Source organism: Anaerobacillus sp. QJM3NY_17 (assembly GCF_056173665.1).
In genome coordinates this window covers 4204217-4219192 of record NZ_CM149685.1, presented here as the reverse complement: position 1 = coordinate 4219192, position 14976 = coordinate 4204217, and the positions used below count along the sequence as shown (strand labels likewise).

The 14976-nt window shown below is 42.6% G+C and carries 22 protein-coding genes; 16 read left to right on the top strand and 6 right to left on the bottom strand.

The window, feature by feature from the left end; genetic code table 11:
* Positions 1-168: 168 nt before the first annotated feature.
* Complete coding sequence (locus tag AC0VYV_RS21575; protein WP_194218276.1) at positions 169-690, top strand: type 1 glutamine amidotransferase domain-containing protein; 522 nt, start codon at positions 169-171, stop codon at positions 688-690.
* A gap of 44 nt (positions 691-734) precedes the next feature.
* Here AC0VYV_RS21575 and AC0VYV_RS21570 read toward each other — a convergent pair whose 3' ends face one another.
* A complete protein-coding gene (locus AC0VYV_RS21570) occupies positions 735-1283 on the bottom strand; it encodes a beta-class carbonic anhydrase (protein ID WP_194218277.1) in 549 nt (182 codons plus the stop codon).
* 93 nt (positions 1284-1376) lie between these two features.
* Between AC0VYV_RS21570 and AC0VYV_RS21565 the strand changes: the two genes are divergently transcribed.
* Positions 1377-1673, top strand: a complete 297-nt coding sequence (locus AC0VYV_RS21565) for a DUF5327 family protein (RefSeq protein WP_430245579.1) — start codon at positions 1377-1379, stop codon at positions 1671-1673.
* A 38-nt stretch (positions 1674-1711) separates the two neighbouring features.
* Here the strand turns inward: AC0VYV_RS21565 and AC0VYV_RS21560 are convergent, their stop codons facing one another.
* Entirely contained in the window at positions 1712-2224 is a 513-nt protein-coding gene (locus tag AC0VYV_RS21560) for a GNAT family N-acetyltransferase (RefSeq protein WP_371017875.1), read from the bottom strand.
* 167 nt (positions 2225-2391) lie between these two features.
* The gene (locus AC0VYV_RS21555; protein ID WP_475374282.1) at positions 2392-3849 is read right to left on the bottom strand and encodes an aldehyde dehydrogenase family protein; all 1458 of its coding nucleotides are present in this window, start codon (positions 3847-3849) and stop codon (positions 2392-2394) included.
* 146 nt (positions 3850-3995) lie between these two features.
* On the opposite strand from AC0VYV_RS21555, the gene AC0VYV_RS21550 reads away from it, so the two are divergent.
* A complete protein-coding gene (locus AC0VYV_RS21550; protein ID WP_475374281.1) occupies positions 3996-4274 on the top strand; it encodes a hypothetical protein in 279 nt (92 codons plus the stop codon).
* Here the strand turns inward: AC0VYV_RS21550 and AC0VYV_RS21545 are convergent.
* From AC0VYV_RS21545 to pxpB, 3 genes are read right to left on the bottom strand one after another with little or no spacing between them, the layout of a single operon-like run.
* Positions 4271-5194 carry a 5-oxoprolinase subunit C family protein gene (locus tag AC0VYV_RS21545; protein WP_475374280.1) on the bottom strand — a complete coding sequence of 308 codons (924 nt, stop codon included), beginning with the start codon at positions 5192-5194 and terminating at the stop codon, positions 4271-4273. The genes AC0VYV_RS21550 and AC0VYV_RS21545 overlap by 4 nt on opposite strands.
* Positions 5191-5958, bottom strand: a complete 768-nt coding sequence (locus AC0VYV_RS21540; RefSeq protein ID WP_475374279.1) for a LamB/YcsF family protein — start codon at positions 5956-5958, stop codon at positions 5191-5193. The genes AC0VYV_RS21545 and AC0VYV_RS21540 overlap by 4 nt, the downstream gene beginning before the upstream one ends.
* Positions 5955-6680 carry a 5-oxoprolinase subunit PxpB gene (pxpB, locus tag AC0VYV_RS21535; RefSeq protein ID WP_475374278.1) on the bottom strand — a complete coding sequence of 242 codons (726 nt, stop codon included), beginning with the start codon at positions 6678-6680 and terminating at the stop codon, positions 5955-5957. The genes AC0VYV_RS21540 and pxpB overlap by 4 nt, the downstream gene beginning before the upstream one ends.
* A gap of 197 nt (positions 6681-6877) precedes the next feature.
* Here pxpB and fliW point away from each other — a divergent pair, with 197 nt between their 5' ends.
* From fliW to AC0VYV_RS21470, 13 genes are all read left to right on the top strand, one after another.
* Entirely contained in the window at positions 6878-7327 is a 450-nt protein-coding gene (gene fliW / locus AC0VYV_RS21530) for a flagellar assembly protein FliW (RefSeq protein WP_226615821.1), read from the top strand.
* Positions 7328-7576, top strand: a complete 249-nt coding sequence (csrA, locus tag AC0VYV_RS21525; RefSeq protein ID WP_194218289.1) for a carbon storage regulator CsrA — start codon at positions 7328-7330, stop codon at positions 7574-7576.
* Positions 7577-7803: 227 nt separating this feature from the next.
* Positions 7804-9060 (top strand): flagellin N-terminal helical domain-containing protein, encoded by a 1257-nt coding sequence (locus tag AC0VYV_RS21520; RefSeq protein ID WP_475374911.1) that lies wholly within the window; start codon positions 7804-7806, stop codon positions 9058-9060.
* A gap of 70 nt (positions 9061-9130) precedes the next feature.
* Positions 9131-9307 (top strand): YjfB family protein, encoded by a 177-nt coding sequence (locus AC0VYV_RS21515; RefSeq protein WP_475374277.1) that lies wholly within the window; start codon positions 9131-9133, stop codon positions 9305-9307.
* A gap of 32 nt (positions 9308-9339) precedes the next feature.
* On the top strand, positions 9340-9669 hold the full coding sequence (gene flaG, locus AC0VYV_RS21510) for a flagellar protein FlaG (RefSeq protein ID WP_475374276.1): 330 nt from the start codon (positions 9340-9342) through the stop codon (positions 9667-9669).
* A gap of 112 nt (positions 9670-9781) precedes the next feature.
* On the top strand, positions 9782-11251 hold the full coding sequence (fliD, locus tag AC0VYV_RS21505) for a flagellar filament capping protein FliD (RefSeq protein WP_475374275.1): 1470 nt from the start codon (positions 9782-9784) through the stop codon (positions 11249-11251).
* A gap of 3 nt (positions 11252-11254) precedes the next feature.
* Positions 11255-11635: a hypothetical protein gene (locus AC0VYV_RS21500; protein ID WP_303532584.1), complete on the top strand. Its 381-nt coding sequence runs from the start codon at positions 11255-11257 to the stop codon at positions 11633-11635.
* Between the two features lie 11 nt (positions 11636-11646).
* A complete protein-coding gene (gene fliS, locus AC0VYV_RS21495) occupies positions 11647-12018 on the top strand; it encodes a flagellar export chaperone FliS (RefSeq protein ID WP_303532581.1) in 372 nt (123 codons plus the stop codon).
* Between the two features lie 24 nt (positions 12019-12042).
* The gene (gene motA / locus AC0VYV_RS21490) at positions 12043-12861 is read left to right on the top strand and encodes a flagellar motor stator protein MotA (RefSeq protein WP_475374274.1); all 819 of its coding nucleotides are present in this window, start codon (positions 12043-12045) and stop codon (positions 12859-12861) included.
* Complete coding sequence (motB, locus tag AC0VYV_RS21485) at positions 12851-13636, top strand: flagellar motor protein MotB (RefSeq protein WP_475374910.1); 786 nt, start codon at positions 12851-12853, stop codon at positions 13634-13636. Before motA ends, motB begins: the two co-directional genes overlap by 11 nt.
* 18 nt (positions 13637-13654) lie before the next feature.
* Positions 13655-14086, top strand: a complete 432-nt coding sequence (locus AC0VYV_RS21480) for a flagellar basal body-associated FliL family protein (RefSeq protein ID WP_226615815.1) — start codon at positions 13655-13657, stop codon at positions 14084-14086.
* 111 nt (positions 14087-14197) lie between these two features.
* Positions 14198-14458 (top strand): flagellar biosynthesis anti-sigma factor FlgM, encoded by a 261-nt coding sequence (gene flgM, locus AC0VYV_RS21475; RefSeq protein ID WP_194218296.1) that lies wholly within the window; start codon positions 14198-14200, stop codon positions 14456-14458.
* A gap of 14 nt (positions 14459-14472) precedes the next feature.
* Positions 14473-14946 carry a flagellar protein FlgN gene (locus tag AC0VYV_RS21470; protein ID WP_226615813.1) on the top strand — a complete coding sequence of 158 codons (474 nt, stop codon included), beginning with the start codon at positions 14473-14475 and terminating at the stop codon, positions 14944-14946.
* Positions 14947-14976: the final 30 nt, after the last annotated feature.

Here is a 14976-nt window from a genome sequence, read left to right as displayed (position 1 = left end):
CTTTACCTTCTCATTAGTATTCCCAGTTGGACAGTCCCATACTAGAAAATACATGCTTTAAAAGGTAGATCTATCCTATATACGATTTCACTCGGAAAATCCTTTGAAATCTTTTATCGTTTTGAAATGATGCCAAAATGGTATAAGGTAAAGAGTGGAGGTGGAAACATGCGTTTAGAAAATAAAAAAGTAATCAGTCTTGTTCATCATGAATTTGAAGATTTGGAGCTTACTTACCCGTACTATCGTTTAATTGAAGAAGGGGCAACGGTACATTACGTTGGTGAGAAAGCAGGAGAGAAGTATATTGGTAAATATGGTGTTCCCGTGGTTGCCGATTATGCTTATGAAGATATTAATCCTGCCGATTACGACGCGATCCTTGTTCCTGGTGGATGGGCGCCTGATAAGATTCGCCGTTTCCCTGAAGTGTTGAAAATGGTTCAGCATATGGAAGAAAATAAGAAGCCAATCGGCCAGATTTGTCATGCTGGTTGGGTATTAATTTCCGCAAAAGTACTAGAAGGAAAGAAAGTGACAAGTACGCCAGGCATTCGTGATGATATGGAAAATGCCGGTGCGACTTGGATTGATGAGCCCGTTGTTGTTGACGGACATCTTGTATCTGCGCGTCGCCCGCCAGATCTTCCACAGTACGGAAAAGCCTTTGCTGATATTTTAGCGAAATAATATAAAAAGCTCACTCCTCATAAAATAGGAGTGAGTTTTTTATATTATTCTGTTACGCGATCCAGTTTTCCAGTTGCAGGGTCAATCACAAGCCCGTGAACAGGAAGATCCTTTGGAAGAAGCGGATGATTCTCAATCATTGATACGCTACCGCGCACGCCATCTTGAACCGTTGTAAATCCTTGTAGCCATGAGTGAAGGTCAATCCCTACGTGCTTCATAGAAGAAACAACTTCTTTTGTTACACTGTCTTCCATTTTGTGTAGCAACGCATCAGGATCTACTTTGCCCATTCCACAGTCATGATGCCCAATAACCCAAACTTCTTCCGCTTGAAGTTCATATACGGCTACAAGAATACTGCGCATAATACTACCAAATGGGTGACTCACTACAGCACCGGCATTTTTAACGATTTTCACATCACCGTTTTTTAGATTCATCGCACGTGGAAGAAGCTCTACAAGACGCGTGTCCATGCAAGAGAGGATCACGATTTTTTTATCGGGAAGACCTGTTGTTTCATAAGGGACATACTCTTTATTAGCGACAAATTCCTCATTAAATTTTAATACTTCATGAAGGGTATCCATAATATTATCTCCTTGTCCTTTTAATTTTTTTCATTTGGCATGCAGTTTGGTACACTAGTGATAAAGATCCTTCACTTAAAGGAGTTTATCGATATGAAAGATATACCAATTGATCAGCTGGTTCAACAAATGAATGCACGAATGAAACAGCTCACATACAATGTGGAAGAAAATGATGCAGATGTCGATGGCATTCGAGAAGAGCTGATTGCCATTAAAACTTATTGTGACATGCTGCTACAAGCATCGGGAAGTCATAGGTCTAAGCCTGCCGCCACCGCTGGAATTAAACCGATTCAGCAGCAAGCTGCCGCACCAGTTCAACAGTCGCTTTCATCAAAGCCGATGAAGGACGATGATGCGAACGAGGACTCGATTTTTGATTTTTAAGCGAAGCCGCCAAAGAGCGGCTTTTTTGTTTGCCGTTTTTAGACGCCGAACGCCTTCGGATAAACAACTTCTCCGCTAACATCTTTTAGCGCGTCTTTCTTAAGTTCTTTTACCATGAACGCATCTCCTGCATTAAAGGGACCAGAAATGTTCTGTTCAGAAGCAGGGACAAAGCCGAATCGTGGATAATAGTCTTGGTGACCAAGCACGACTACGTGACGATATCCAAGCGAAGTAGCTCTCATTATGCCATCTTTGATCAACATGCCCCCAACTCCTTCCCCCTGTAATTCGGGAACGACTGCGACAGGAGCAAGGGCTAGGGACGTGAGATTTCCTTTTTCTGTTGAGATGGTGATTTCACTAAAAAGGATGTAACCAACCGGATTCCGTCGATTATGTAGCGCGACAAGCGAAAGCTCAGGAACAAAGTGCGCAGACTCCCGAATCCTACTGACTAGCTTAATCTCATCTTCTCCACCAAATGCTTTTTGTAAAATGGTTGAGATGTCCTCATGATCTTGTAACTTTTCTTCACGAACTTCAATCATGTTTCCATCTCCTTTTCTCTATCTTATTTTTTCAAAAATGAAAATAAAAAGCAACAATATTGCCGTACATATCTTCTTACCACTATTTCCCGGGGAACCAATTCAAATTCAAACAAATTTACGCTAGCGAAAAAAAGCCCTCGAAAGAATCGAGGGCTTTCATGTGCTTATTGGAAAAATGGATATTGACGGCGTTCTTGTTGAACGGAAATCCATTTAACAGTTGTGAATTTATCGAGTGCCCATTCACCACCGAAGCGGCCAAGGCCTGACTCTTTTTCACCACCGAATGCCATATGTGCTTCATCGTTCACCGGCTGGTCGTTAATGTGGACCATGCCCGTTTCGATTTGCTGAGCAACCTGAACACCGCGGTTTAAGTCGCGAGAGTGAACAGAGCCACTAAGGCCGTATGGAGAGCCATTTGCAATTTCGATCGCTTCGTCTACTGCGCTAAATTTAAGGATTGGCGCAACAGCACCGAAAATTTCATCTTTTGCGATCGGCATGTCATTTGTTACGTTTGTTAAAATAACCGGATGCATCACGTTACCTTCCACTTCGCCACCAAGAATTTTCTCAGCGCCCTGTTCAAGAGAAGCGTTTAGTGACTCTTGAATGCGTTCAACTGCGTCATTGTTGATGAGTGGGCCAACAGCTGTTTTCGCGTCAGAAGGGTCGCCTACTTGAAGTGAAGCTACTTTTTCTTTGAAGGCTTCAACGAATTTGTCGTGAATGCTTTCATGCACGATAATGCGGTTGATCGCCATACAAATTTGACCCTGATGCAAGAATTTACCGAACGCCGCTGATTCAGCGGCCTGATCAATATCGGCATCATCAAGAACGATAAACACGTTGTTACCGCCGAGCTCTAGCGCCGTTTCTTTAATGTTCTTACCTGCAAGCTCACCGATATGTTGACCAACTTCGGTTGAACCTGTGAAAGAAATCAACTTCGGAATCGGGTGTGTGACGAACGCATCGCCAATTTCAGAACCGCGTCCCGCTACGACGTTTAGTACGCCTTTCGGCAGTCCTGCTTCTTCAAATAGTTCAGCAATTAAGAACCCAGCGGTTACTGGCGTTTCAGATGCTGGTTTTAGAACAACCGTGTTACCTGTTGCGATCGCTGGTGCAACAGATCGCATGGAAAGGTGAAGCGGGAAGTTCCACGGTCCGATGACACCGATCACGCCTTTTGCGCTTTTATATATGCGGTTTTCTTTACCTGGCGTATCTGAAGGTGCGATTTGTCCCTTCATACGATATGGGAACGATGCAGACTCTTTTACAACACGAGTGGCCGCTGCCCATTCAACATTTGCTTTGATTTTTGTACTGCCAGACTCTTTCACTAGCCAGTCAACGATTTCTTCTTTTCGTTCTGTCATAAGCGCCGCTACTTTATCAAGAATTTGTTGGCGCTTGCCTGGTGTTGTCTGTGCCCATGATTTTTGTGCTTCTTTTGCCGTTTTATAAGCTTTATCTAGATCTTCTTCAGATGCTGAATTTAATGTAAAAATTTCCTCGCCTGAAAATGGATTATAATTTGTTACAGTTTTGTCACTAGAACCTTTAACCCATTCACCGTTAATATATTGCTTTGTATATGTGTTAGCCATGAGTCATCCTCCTTTAGTGTACGTTAGAAAAGGTTCCCGAATGCTTAAAGGATTAAACATACTAGCGTACAAGAATGTTTTTCCAACATAAAAAAGGCGTGAAGGGACAAATTGATAGTAATCCCTAAAGAAAGGAGGGAGACAGAATGCCGGAACCAATCCCGTTTTTTTATCCAGCAGAGGCTGATGCTATAAAAAATGCACATGATGCTTATAACGTATATGTAAACGACGATTATGTGGGCGATAAAATTTTGTTCTCTCACTGTGAGAAAATTGAAGATCTTAGCGAGTATTTGAATCAAAAAGGCTTCTATAATTTCCAAGCGGAGGTTGAAGGAGATCATTACCACCTGCAAATGAACGAGCAGGATCAGGGGGAGCTTGTGAAGGATGAGCTCCACAGCTACCTCCGAGTGCACTAGCGATGGATTCGCTCCCAAATACGAAGCTTTCGCTCAGTTTGTCTCGCCGCTTCCTGTGCTTCTTCTACCGTTATTTCTTTAAAACGGATTTTCCCACCAGGTGGCAGCTGAGCAATAAGTGGCAAATCAGGACCAATCACCGTTCCTATCCGTGTGTAACCACCTGTCGTTTGCCGATCCGCAAGCAAGATTATCGGCTGTCCGTTCCCAGGCAGCTGGATGCCGCCAACCGGAACTCCATCAGAAATGACGTTCGCTTCATGATTTGTTTCCAAATCAGAATGAAGTCGATAACCCATTCGATTGGATTGAGGTGAAACTTCATGAGTGGAAGAGAAAAATTGTTCCACGACGGGAGCTGAAATCTGTTCATGGTGTGGTCCTTTCACGACGCGGACTTCAATATCACGATCATAATCAGGAATCTCGGTGTAAAATAGCCCGATTCCTGCTTTTTGTTTCACAGGTTTACCAACGAGTTCATCTCCCTTTTGAAGGGGACGTCCGAGACCAGCTGGCTCATAAACAGAGCGACTTCCCATATATTTTTCTGAATGGAAGCCACCTGAAACGGTCAGATAAGCACGTACCCCCTGACGCGGCTGACCAAATTCTAGCACCTGTCCTTTTTTTATATGCACAGATTTCCAGAGCGGAATGCGTTTTCCGTTCACCATGGGAGACAAATCCCCTCCCGTTACAGCGACCACAAAAGACTCTTCTGCAATCAGCTCAGGTCCTTGCATCGTAACCTCAAGTCCTGCCGCATCGCGCTTATTCCCGACTAGAATATTCCCCACCTGAAGGGCAAAGCGATCGAGAGCTCCTGACGCTGGCACTCCGTACTTCAAATAACCAACCCTTCCTAAATCCTGATATGTCGTATACAATCCTGGCTTTTCGACTGAAAATAACTTCATCGGTTTCCGATCCTTTCCATCACGATGTTTTCTTCACTAAATCGTTTCCGTAGCGCTTTAATAAACGCAAGTGCCGACGGTTCATCACCGTGAACACAAACAGTATCAGCTTCGATCGGAATGATCGAACCATCCACAGCCGTTACCGTTCCTTCTTTCACCATTTGAATCACTTGTTCAATCGCTGCTTGCTCGTCTCGAATTATCGCATTCTTTTCAACGCGAGGGGTAAGCGACCCGTCAGGCTGATACGTTCGATCCGCAAAAACTTCAGAAGCATAAGGAAGTGCAGCGTCCTGTGCAGCGCGAATCAATTCTGAATTTGCAAGTCCGAATAGAATGAGCTCTGAATCAAAATCCTTTACGGCTTGCGCGATCGCATTCGCAAGCTCAGGATCCTTCGAAGCCATATTGTAAAGCGCCCCGTGCGGTTTCACGTGCTGAAGCGGCACTTGATGCGCCCTGCAGAACCCGTGCAGTGACCCGATTTGGTAAAGAACAAGGGAATAAGCATCCTCTGGGGTGATGTTCATGTTTCGGCGTCCAAACCCAACTAAGTCTGGAAATCCAGGATGCGCCCCAATCCCAACGTGGTGCTCCTTCGCCCACTCCACTGTTTTATTCATAATATGCGGGTCGCCGGCATGATAGCCACAAGCCACATTCGCTGACGATACGAGCTCAAGAACCTGTTCATCCTGACCGACCACATAGGTGCCAAAGCTTTCTCCAAGATCACTGTTTAAATCAATGCGAAACGTCATTCGAACCCCTCCCTGCGTTCAAGTTCGTAAGTGCCATCTTCAACCTCCCGCTGAATCCGCTTGTACTCTTCTTCATTAATCGATTTAAAACGTAGATAATCTCCCTGTTCAAAAAGAAATGGCTCGTCTTCTTCAGGATCGAACAATCGAAGCGGTGTGCGGCCAATTAAGTTCCATCCTCCAGGGGAGTCAAGCGGATAAATGCCCGTTTGACTCCCTGCGATGCCAACAGATCCGGCTGGAACAGATTCCCTTGGACTCTCAAGACGAGGCAAAGCGATTTGTTCATCAAGCCCGCTTAAATAGGGGAAGCCTGGTAAAAAACCAATCATGTTAATAAGGTAGCTTGCACCTGTATGTAGATTAATGACGTCGGTAGGACTTAGGTTGTTGGTGTTGGCGAGATTTTCGAGATCAGGTCCATAGTCGCCACCATAAAAGGTAGGAATGGTGATCACATTTTTTACTTGATGGCTCTTTGTGTCCATTCCAACCGCTATGTTTTGAAGCAATGCAGTGATCTTCTCATAAGAAGTATCCCATGGATCGTAGTAAACAGCGACAGAATCATAAGCAGGAACCCATTCTATAAGACCAGTACCTTTTAATGAACGTAGCTTCCGACAAAACGCTTGAATTTGATCAGTTAGAGCAGGCGATATATCCTCCTGAAAACAGCATTTCACAGCCGCTTCACCGAGTGGATGAAAGGTGATCTCCATGACTAGTGCTCCTTTCGTTAATATCTTTTTATAAGTTAAGAATAGAACTTCGAAGAGATTCCATTTTTTATACCAGTTGATCGGATTTCTGTCCCTTTAAGTTTACCGAAATTTCAAAAAGACAACAAATTATCCATGGAAAAAAGCGCCATAAGCCTTATAATGAGGGTAGACACTGATCAGCAAAGGAGATCGCTATGAAATTACATACTGCACGCTTTGGAGAAATGGACGTCACGGATGATCGTCTGATCACATTTGAAAGTGGCATTCCCGGCCTTGAGCACTTTAGAACTTACTGTCTTTTACCCGCCGACGACAAAGATGAGTCTCCTTTTTACTTTTTACAATCAACTGAAGAAAGCGGTCTTTGCTTCTTTCTCGCAGATCCGTTTTCCTTTTATCCAAATTATGAAGTAAACCTTGATGACAGCACGCTCGCTCAGCTCAACCTCACCGATCCATCCCATGCGCTCGTACTCTCGATCCTTACTGTTCAAGGATCATTAAAAGACGCAACGATGAATCTAAAAGCTCCGCTCATCTTTAATACAGCGGAACACACAGGAAAGCAGCTCGTACTGAAGCAGGAGTATGGCATCAAAGAACCTCTTTTAAAGCAAGTAACGACAGAGGAGGGGGAGTAAATGCTCGTACTCGGACGTAAAAAGGGCGAATCGATTGTCATTAACGATGAGATTGAACTCAAGATTATTAGTATTGAAGGAGATACGGTGAAACTTGGGGTGGAAGCGCCAAAGAATATCGCCATCCACCGAAAAGAAGTGTATGAAGCGATTCAATCGGAGAATAAGTTAGCGGCGATGCAGGAGTTTAGCTTAGAGGATTTGAAGGAGTTTCAGAAGAGTAACAGTTCAAAGGGACCGAAGTCATAAGGCGGCGGTTCTTTTTTTATTTCCTAAGAATGATTCTCCATTTTAGGACTAAATGATTAGCAAAACGATGGCTATCGCTAGAATTTGACACCAATCCAAGTTTTTCTAATTATTTTTCAGAAAACTATTAAACATCTAAAAACCCCTGCCGATAATAGTGGTGTTAGGAAGTCCAAACGGATGTGGATTTTCTTGATAAAACCAATTACATGGAGGTAGATTTAGGGATGATTATTAATCACAATATTTCAGCTTTGAACACGTATCGACAAATGGGTGTAAACCAGAATGAAGCTACAGGGTCAATGGAAAAATTGTCTTCAGGGCTTCGTATTAATAAAGCATCAGATGACGCTGCGGGTCTTTCCATTTCTGAAAAAATGCGTGGTCAAATTCGTGGGCTAGACCAAGCAAGTCGTAATGCACAAGATGGTGTATCATTAATTCAAACTGCAGAAGGTGCACTTTCGGAAACTCAAAACATTCTTCAAAGAATGCGTGAACTATCTGTTCAAGGTTCCAACGATACAAATACTGCTGATGATCGTAATCAAATTCAAAAAGAAATTAATGAACTAGGAAAAGAAATTGATAGAATTGCTAAAGATAGTGAGTTTAATACTCAAAATCTATTAGATGGTTCATTTAAAGGATCTTTCCAAATAGGTGCAAATGAAGGTCAAAAAATTGATTTGTCCATCGGAGCAATGAGTTCTTCAGCTCTTGGTTTGAACTCAGGTGTTGAGCTTCAAACTGTTACTGGTGCGGGTACTGATCTTTTAAACGGAACGTATACAGTTGATGGTACTGACTTAAAGGATTCAGCTGGTAATAAGGTAGGAACTGTGGCTACAGATACAGTGACACTTGCAGATGATTCTACAATTCAATTTGATAAAACCAGTGGACTTGATTCGGGAGATACGATCAAAATTTCTGATAACGGAGATACTGCTACCCTATCAAAAGCCGAAGTTGCTGGTCAAAGTAATACAGTATTAGGGGCTGGAAGCTATGAAGTTAAGGATAATGGTAGTAATCTAGATGTTTTTAAAGGTGATACTAAAGTAGGAACAGTCGCTGGTACTACATTCACTGCTACAGATGGTACTTCAACATTAGACTTGGGAGCTACTTATGGTATGATCGCTCCTGCAGACGGCGATTCGTTTTCTGTTAATGGTATAGATGTATCAAATGGTGATATGGCAGAGGGGTCTATTACTGCTATTGATAAGGCACTGAAACTTGTGTCAGAAGAGCGATCTAAACTAGGGGCTTCACAAAATCGTCTAGAACATACAATCAACAATTTAAATACTTCATCCGAAAACATTACAGCTGCGGAATCCCGTATCCGTGACGTTGATATGGCAAAAGAAATGATGACAATGACGAAGGAAAACATCAAAGCTCAGGCTGCTCAAGCTATGCTTGCACAAGCCAACCAAGCTCCACAACAAGTACTTCAACTTCTTCGTTAATTAACTAAATTCACCGAAAGACCTTAGATCTTCTTCTAAGGTCTTTTTCTATAAAAAGGAGTGACGCTCTATGGATATCGCCGCCCTCTCAATCGTCTTAAACCAAGCCAAAATCCAACAGCAAGTTCAAACATCCCTGACAAAAACCGCTATGAATCAAGCTGAAAATCAATCAAATGATTTTATTAAAATGCTGGAGCAATCGGTTCAGCCTCATCTCGGGAGCAACGTGAACATCAAAGGGTAGAACCTCGCCTCCTAGGATAGGGAGAGAACACGATGGAAGTATCCAAAATCCCACCTACTTCGGGGTTGATACTAAACGTAAAAAAACCGGAAATTCCAAATGAGCCCCAAAACACTGATAGTGAAGAAATTTTATTTACAAAAGAAGCTTTGGTTACTCGATTAAAAGAACTGAATGACTTTATTGAACCTGCAAAAACAAACCTCAAATTCCAGCTTCACGATAAATTAAATGAATACTACGTCCAAATCATCGACACGAACACGGACGAGGTGTTAAAAGAAATACCTTCTAAAAAATTTCTTGATCGTTATGCAGCCACTGCTGAACTACTCGGTTTTCTAGTCGATCAAAAAATATAACTTCTCTGGAACTCTCAAGTTGAGAGTTCTTTATTTAGGTCTAATTACACCTTAAACTCTTAGGTTCCCCTGCCGATAGTATGAATAAGAGGAATGAACGGAGGAGATGTTCATGAGGATTTCCGGCTTAGCGACGGGAATGGATATCGATCAGATGGTGAAAGATCTGATGACGGCGGAACGGGTCCCGCTCGATAAGCTATCTCAACAAAAACAAACGTACGAGTGGCAAAAGGATTCGTACCGTGAGCTAAATACAATGATGTCTGATATGCGAACTGCAGCTTCATCGATGCGTTTGCAGTCTGGCTACAATGCGTATAAATCGACTTCATCTAGTACAGCTGTAAAAGCAACGGCAACATCGGCCTCGCTAGCAGGTTCCTATGACGTAACGGTGAATGAGCTAGCGCAAAGTGCGAAGCTAACTTCTGGACAGGCGATTACGAATGAAGCAGGCACATCAGCAAAAGGAACAGATAAAGTATTGAAATCAACTGAGACAGCATCGTTTCAGATAACGAACAGCAAAGGTCAAACGGCATCGATCAACATTACCGCTTCTGATACGTTCAAAAGCCTTGCTGAAAAAATCGCTGGTGCTGTAGATGATGGCACAGGTGAATCGCTCGGTATGAGAGCGAGCTTCGATAATACAACGTCGCGCTTTTTCATTTCTTCTAAAGCAATGGGTGGAGATGAATCGTTTACGCTAAGCGGGTTTAGCGATACCAATATAGAAAATCGTATCCTCGGTGGTGTAGCGAATACAGCTCAGGGAAAGTACGGTTCTGTTACGTTTGATGGAATTACTGTCGATAACCTGAAGACAAATGCGACAACGATTAATAACCTGAAGCTCGATCTCGTTCAGAAAGGAACAGCAACTGTATCCGTTCAAAGTGACACGCAGGCGCCGTTCGATATGATTAAATCGTTCGTTGAGAAATACAACGAGTTCGTTGATAAAACGCAGACGCTATTAACGGAAAAGAAGTATCGAGATTTTCCACCACTAACGGATGCGCAGCGAGAAGATTTAACGGATAAAGAAATTGAGCTTTGGGAAGAAAAAGCGAAAAGCGGGTTACTTCAAAGCGATTCGACCGTTCGAGGCATTGTAAGTGATTTGCGTAATGCCTGGATGTCTCCTGTAAGCGGTGTTCCTTCCGGTGAGCTAAATATGCTTTCGCAAATCGGAATTAACACCGGCGCTTATCAAGATGGCGGAAAGCTATTTATTGATGAGGCTAAGCTAAAGAGCGCACTTGAACAGAAGCCTGAAGAAGTAATGAATTTGTTTACGAGTGGGACTGATGGCATTGGTGACCGGCTTTACGATAGCGTCAACAAAGGCATCGATCAGCTTGGGAAGAAGGCTGGAACGCCGGGAACACTCATTGATAGTAGTTTTCTAACAACGAGATTGAAAAACTTAGATGAGCAAATGAATACATGGGAAGATAAGCTTGCGACAATTGAAAGTCGTTACTGGAAACAGTTTACGGCAATGGAAACGGCAATGGATAAAATGAATCAACAAAGTATGTGGGTACAACAAAACTTATTTGGTGGGATGTAGAAGATGAGAAGAATTGATGCACTAAATCAGATGCACGTTGTGACAAATCAAATTGCAAAATCGCTTGAAGAATTGAATCCTTCGATGGATGATAATGAACTAAATCAACTTGAGGGGATTAATCATATGATTAACCGTCGAGAAGAGACGATTAAATTGCTTGATCTAGCTATGAAAAATGAAGGAGATCAGTGGTCAGAGGATGAGAAGCATTTACTTGAGCAACTAAGTGGTCTTGAAGAAACCATTCAACCAAAGCTTTCTGAGCTCTATGCTGCTTTTTCAGATCAGATGAGACGATTTCAGCAGAGCAAATCAGCTACGAGTAAGTATAAGAGCGGACAGGCTTATAGCGACGGCGCATTTTTCGATCAGCGTAAATAGGAGGAACGGATATGGCAATGAAAAATCCTTATCAAACGTACCAGCAGAATGCAGTGACAACGTCATCTCCACAGGAATTAACATTAATGCTGTACAACGGATGCATTAAGTTTATTCGTCTTGCAGCGATGGCGATGGAAAAGAAGAACATCGAAGCGAAGAATACGAACATCATTAAAGCGCAAAACATTCTTCAGGAGCTTCGGAGTTCGTTGAACATGGAAATTGAACTATCGTCGTCGCTCGATCCACTCTATGAGTATATGATTTCGGAGCTCGTTTCAGCTAATATAGCAAATGATTTAGGTAAGTTAAAAGAGATAGAGGGATTAGCTGAAGATTTCCGCAACACGTGGAAAGAAGCAATGGAACAAATGAAATAACGAGAAACAAAGAGGGTGAATGCAATGGAAAAAACATCTCTGTTTGGAGTACTGCTTGGCTTTTTCGTTCTGATAGGAGGACTTATTCTAAAAGGAGCGAATCCAGCAGCTCTATTAAACCCCGCTGCCCTCGTCATCATTTTTGTTGGGACAGCAGCGGCCTTATTAATCGCTTTTCCGTTCTATGAAATTAAGAAGTTTCCAACGCTATTAAAAATTATTTTCTCAAATCAAAAGCTTGTAACCGAAAAAGAGCTGATTCCAATGTTTCGTGAATGGGCAACGGTTGCTCGACGTGAAGGATTGCTTTCACTTGAAAATAGTCTTGAGAAAATCGAGGATCCTTTTTTGAATCGTGGCTTTCAAATGGTGATCGACGGGCATTCTCATGAAGCGATTGAGGAAATTCTAGTAGAAGACATTGAAGCGATGAAAGACCGCCACAAAATGGGAGCGGGTATTTTTACACAAGCGGGTACATACGCTCCTACACTCGGAGTACTCGGGGCTGTTGTTGGGCTTGTTGCTGCACTTAGTCATCTTGGAGATATGGAGCTTCTTGGTAAGTCGATTGCGGCAGCTTTTATTGCAACGTTGTTTGGGATTTTCACAGGGTATGTGCTCTGGCATCCGTTTGCGAATAAGCTGAAGCGTAAATCAAGCGCAGAAGCGCACATTAAGATGATTATGTTAGAAGGATTGCTAGCTGTTCAATCTGGCGCTTCCCCTACAATGGTTGAGGATAAACTACTTGTCTATTTACCAAGTAAAGATCGTAACCTGGAAGAACTGAAGAAAGGGAACGAGGCCGGAGTAGGAGAAGGGGTAGGCGCTGATGCGTAAGAAACGGCATGAGGAGCATGAAGAACACGTTGACGAAAGCTGGCTCATTCCTTACGCGGATATGCTCACCCTTCTTCTCGCGCTCTTTATCGTTCTTTTTGCGGCAAGTACGGTTGATGTGAAGAAATATGAAGCGATCACTCAATCTTTTGAAGAAGTGTTGAATGGCGGAACAGGAATTATGGAAAGCGAGCCTTCAACAATGCAGCCTCAGGATGGATCGTTCGTCGGGTTAACAGAAGACGAAGACCCGGATGAGAATGACGAGAAGGAAGAAGAGCGGGAGGAAGAAAAGCTAGAGAAAGATCTGAATAAGCTTGAAGCGCTTAAAGGGCGAATTGATGAGTATATCGCAGATCAAGAACTCGACTCGTTCCTTCAAACGAAATTAACCGAAGAGGGCCTATTGATTACGATTAAAGAAGCTGCATTATTTAAAAGTGGGAAAGCTGATTTAACAGGAAATGCGAAGGAGCTTGCGAAGGAAATCTCTTCTCTTCTTGTGACAGACCCACCTCGTCGTATTACTGTTACAGGTCATACGGATGATCGGCCCATTAAAACGTCTCAATATGAATCAAACTGGCATTTGAGCTCTGAACGAGCGCTGAATTTTATGACAGAGCTATTAGAAAATAATAAGTTAAACCCAAAGCTATTTAGTTTTACAGGTTATGGAGAGTATCGGCCGGTGACGACCAATCAAACACAAGAAGGAAGAGCGAAGAACCGTCGTGTTGAGGTTTTGATTCTTCCATATAATGTTCAGAATTAACATAATGGGGTGGATAGGGTGAAACGAGTCGTAATTATCCTCCTAGCGGCACTAGGAATCGTTGGTGCAGGAGCGATAGCAGCCGTGCTTTTTCTTGATATCAATTTAAAAGAAGTGATTGCACAGCAGGAGAAGGAACCAACTGCGGAAGAACTGGCAGAAAGAAGTTACAGTATGGAACCATTAACAACAAATTTATCTTCAGAAAACTATGCGGTTGTTCAATTAAATTTACTTGCGGATAACGAAAAAAGTTACAAGGAGTTAGAAGTACGTAACCCTGAATTAAAAGCTATCGTTATTTCGATACTGGCTGGTTTATCGAAAGAAGATCTCAAGGGTTCAGAGGGTCTGAAGCAGTTTACCTTAGCAGTTCAAGCAGAGATTAATACTGTTCTACAAGATGGAAAAGTAGAGCGTGTTCTTGTAACGGACTTTAAAATTCAGTAAGCGGTTAACTTTTTAAGAAATTTTCCGATAATAACGGTATAATCCTCAAATTAGGGTACGAATAATAGAATAGGAGTAGTATTATAAATTGTCGGAAAGAGGTGACCGGATATGAATGTAAATAAACCGTCAGCACCACCTATTGTAAACCCTTACCAGAAGCATAATCCTGTTACGAAAGTGGAGCAGGTCAAAAAGGCTCCTCGAGAAGATGAGCTTCAAATCTCAAACAAAGCGAGAGAACTATACGACATGAAAACGGAACAAGAGCGTGAAGCCAAAGTAACCGCAATAAAGAAGCAGATTGAAGAAGGTACGTATCGTGTCGATAGTCAGAAAACAGCAGAGAAGCTGTTTGATCAGTGGTTCTAACAGGAGGCGGCACGATGGGGCAAAAGTTAATTACGGTTTTGAGCGAAATGATTCAATTGCATGAGATATTAATACCGCTATCTGAACGGAAGCATGAAGCGATTATTGAACGGGACATGGAGAGCTTAACAGATATTATGAAGAGTGAAAAAGATCTTCTTCTCCAGTTGAATTTATTAGAAGAACAACGCCAGCAGCTAACCTCTGAACTTGCAGGAGATCAGGAGCAAACGCTCAAAGAAGTATTGGGTAAGCTTAGCCCAGCTGTCAAACGAATGGTCGAAAGTAGAGCAAACGAGTTAAAGCAGCAAGCGGAGAAGCTAAAAGGATTAAATGAACAGAATGAGGAGCTTTTGAAAGACGCAATGGCTTTTATTCACTATATGATCGGTCATTTAACGACTCCGAGAGAACAATCGATCACTTACGGCAGGCCCAACCAGAAGAAGACAGCAGCACCAAGAGGTTACTTTGATACAAAGGCCTGACAGATCAGGTGAGGAAAGGGACGTGAAAGC

Coding starts and splice junctions, on each gene's coding strand:
- AC0VYV_RS21545 (WP_475374280.1), bottom strand. CDS start 5,194: ATGAAGTTATTTTCAGTCGAAAAGCCAGGATTGTATACGACATATCAG.
- csrA (WP_194218289.1), top strand. CDS start 7,328: ATGCTCGTACTCGGACGTAAAAAGGGCGAATCGATTGTCATTAACGAT.
- flaG (WP_475374276.1), top strand. CDS start 9,340: ATGGAAGTATCCAAAATCCCACCTACTTCGGGGTTGATACTAAACGTA.
- AC0VYV_RS21470 (WP_226615813.1), top strand. CDS start 14,473: ATGGGGCAAAAGTTAATTACGGTTTTGAGCGAAATGATTCAATTGCAT.
- fliD (WP_475374275.1), top strand. CDS start 9,782: ATGAGGATTTCCGGCTTAGCGACGGGAATGGATATCGATCAGATGGTG.
- AC0VYV_RS21575 (WP_194218276.1), top strand. CDS start 169: ATGCGTTTAGAAAATAAAAAAGTAATCAGTCTTGTTCATCATGAATTT.
- fliS (WP_303532581.1), top strand. CDS start 11,647: ATGGCAATGAAAAATCCTTATCAAACGTACCAGCAGAATGCAGTGACA.
- AC0VYV_RS21565 (WP_430245579.1), top strand. CDS start 1,377: ATGAAAGATATACCAATTGATCAGCTGGTTCAACAAATGAATGCACGA.
- AC0VYV_RS21540 (WP_475374279.1), bottom strand. CDS start 5,958: ATGACGTTTCGCATTGATTTAAACAGTGATCTTGGAGAAAGCTTTGGC.
- pxpB (WP_475374278.1), bottom strand. CDS start 6,680: ATGGAGATCACCTTTCATCCACTCGGTGAAGCGGCTGTGAAATGCTGT.
- AC0VYV_RS21500 (WP_303532584.1), top strand. CDS start 11,255: ATGAGAAGAATTGATGCACTAAATCAGATGCACGTTGTGACAAATCAA.
- motA (WP_475374274.1), top strand. CDS start 12,043: ATGGAAAAAACATCTCTGTTTGGAGTACTGCTTGGCTTTTTCGTTCTG.
- AC0VYV_RS21560 (WP_371017875.1), bottom strand. CDS start 2,224: ATGATTGAAGTTCGTGAAGAAAAGTTACAAGATCATGAGGACATCTCA.
- fliW (WP_226615821.1), top strand. CDS start 6,878: ATGAAATTACATACTGCACGCTTTGGAGAAATGGACGTCACGGATGAT.
- AC0VYV_RS21515 (WP_475374277.1), top strand. CDS start 9,131: ATGGATATCGCCGCCCTCTCAATCGTCTTAAACCAAGCCAAAATCCAA.
- AC0VYV_RS21550 (WP_475374281.1), top strand. CDS start 3,996: ATGCCGGAACCAATCCCGTTTTTTTATCCAGCAGAGGCTGATGCTATA.
- AC0VYV_RS21520 (WP_475374911.1), top strand. CDS start 7,804: ATGATTATTAATCACAATATTTCAGCTTTGAACACGTATCGACAAATG.
- flgM (WP_194218296.1), top strand. CDS start 14,198: ATGAATGTAAATAAACCGTCAGCACCACCTATTGTAAACCCTTACCAG.
- AC0VYV_RS21555 (WP_475374282.1), bottom strand. CDS start 3,849: ATGGCTAACACATATACAAAGCAATATATTAACGGTGAATGGGTTAAA.
- AC0VYV_RS21570 (WP_194218277.1), bottom strand. CDS start 1,283: ATGGATACCCTTCATGAAGTATTAAAATTTAATGAGGAATTTGTCGCT.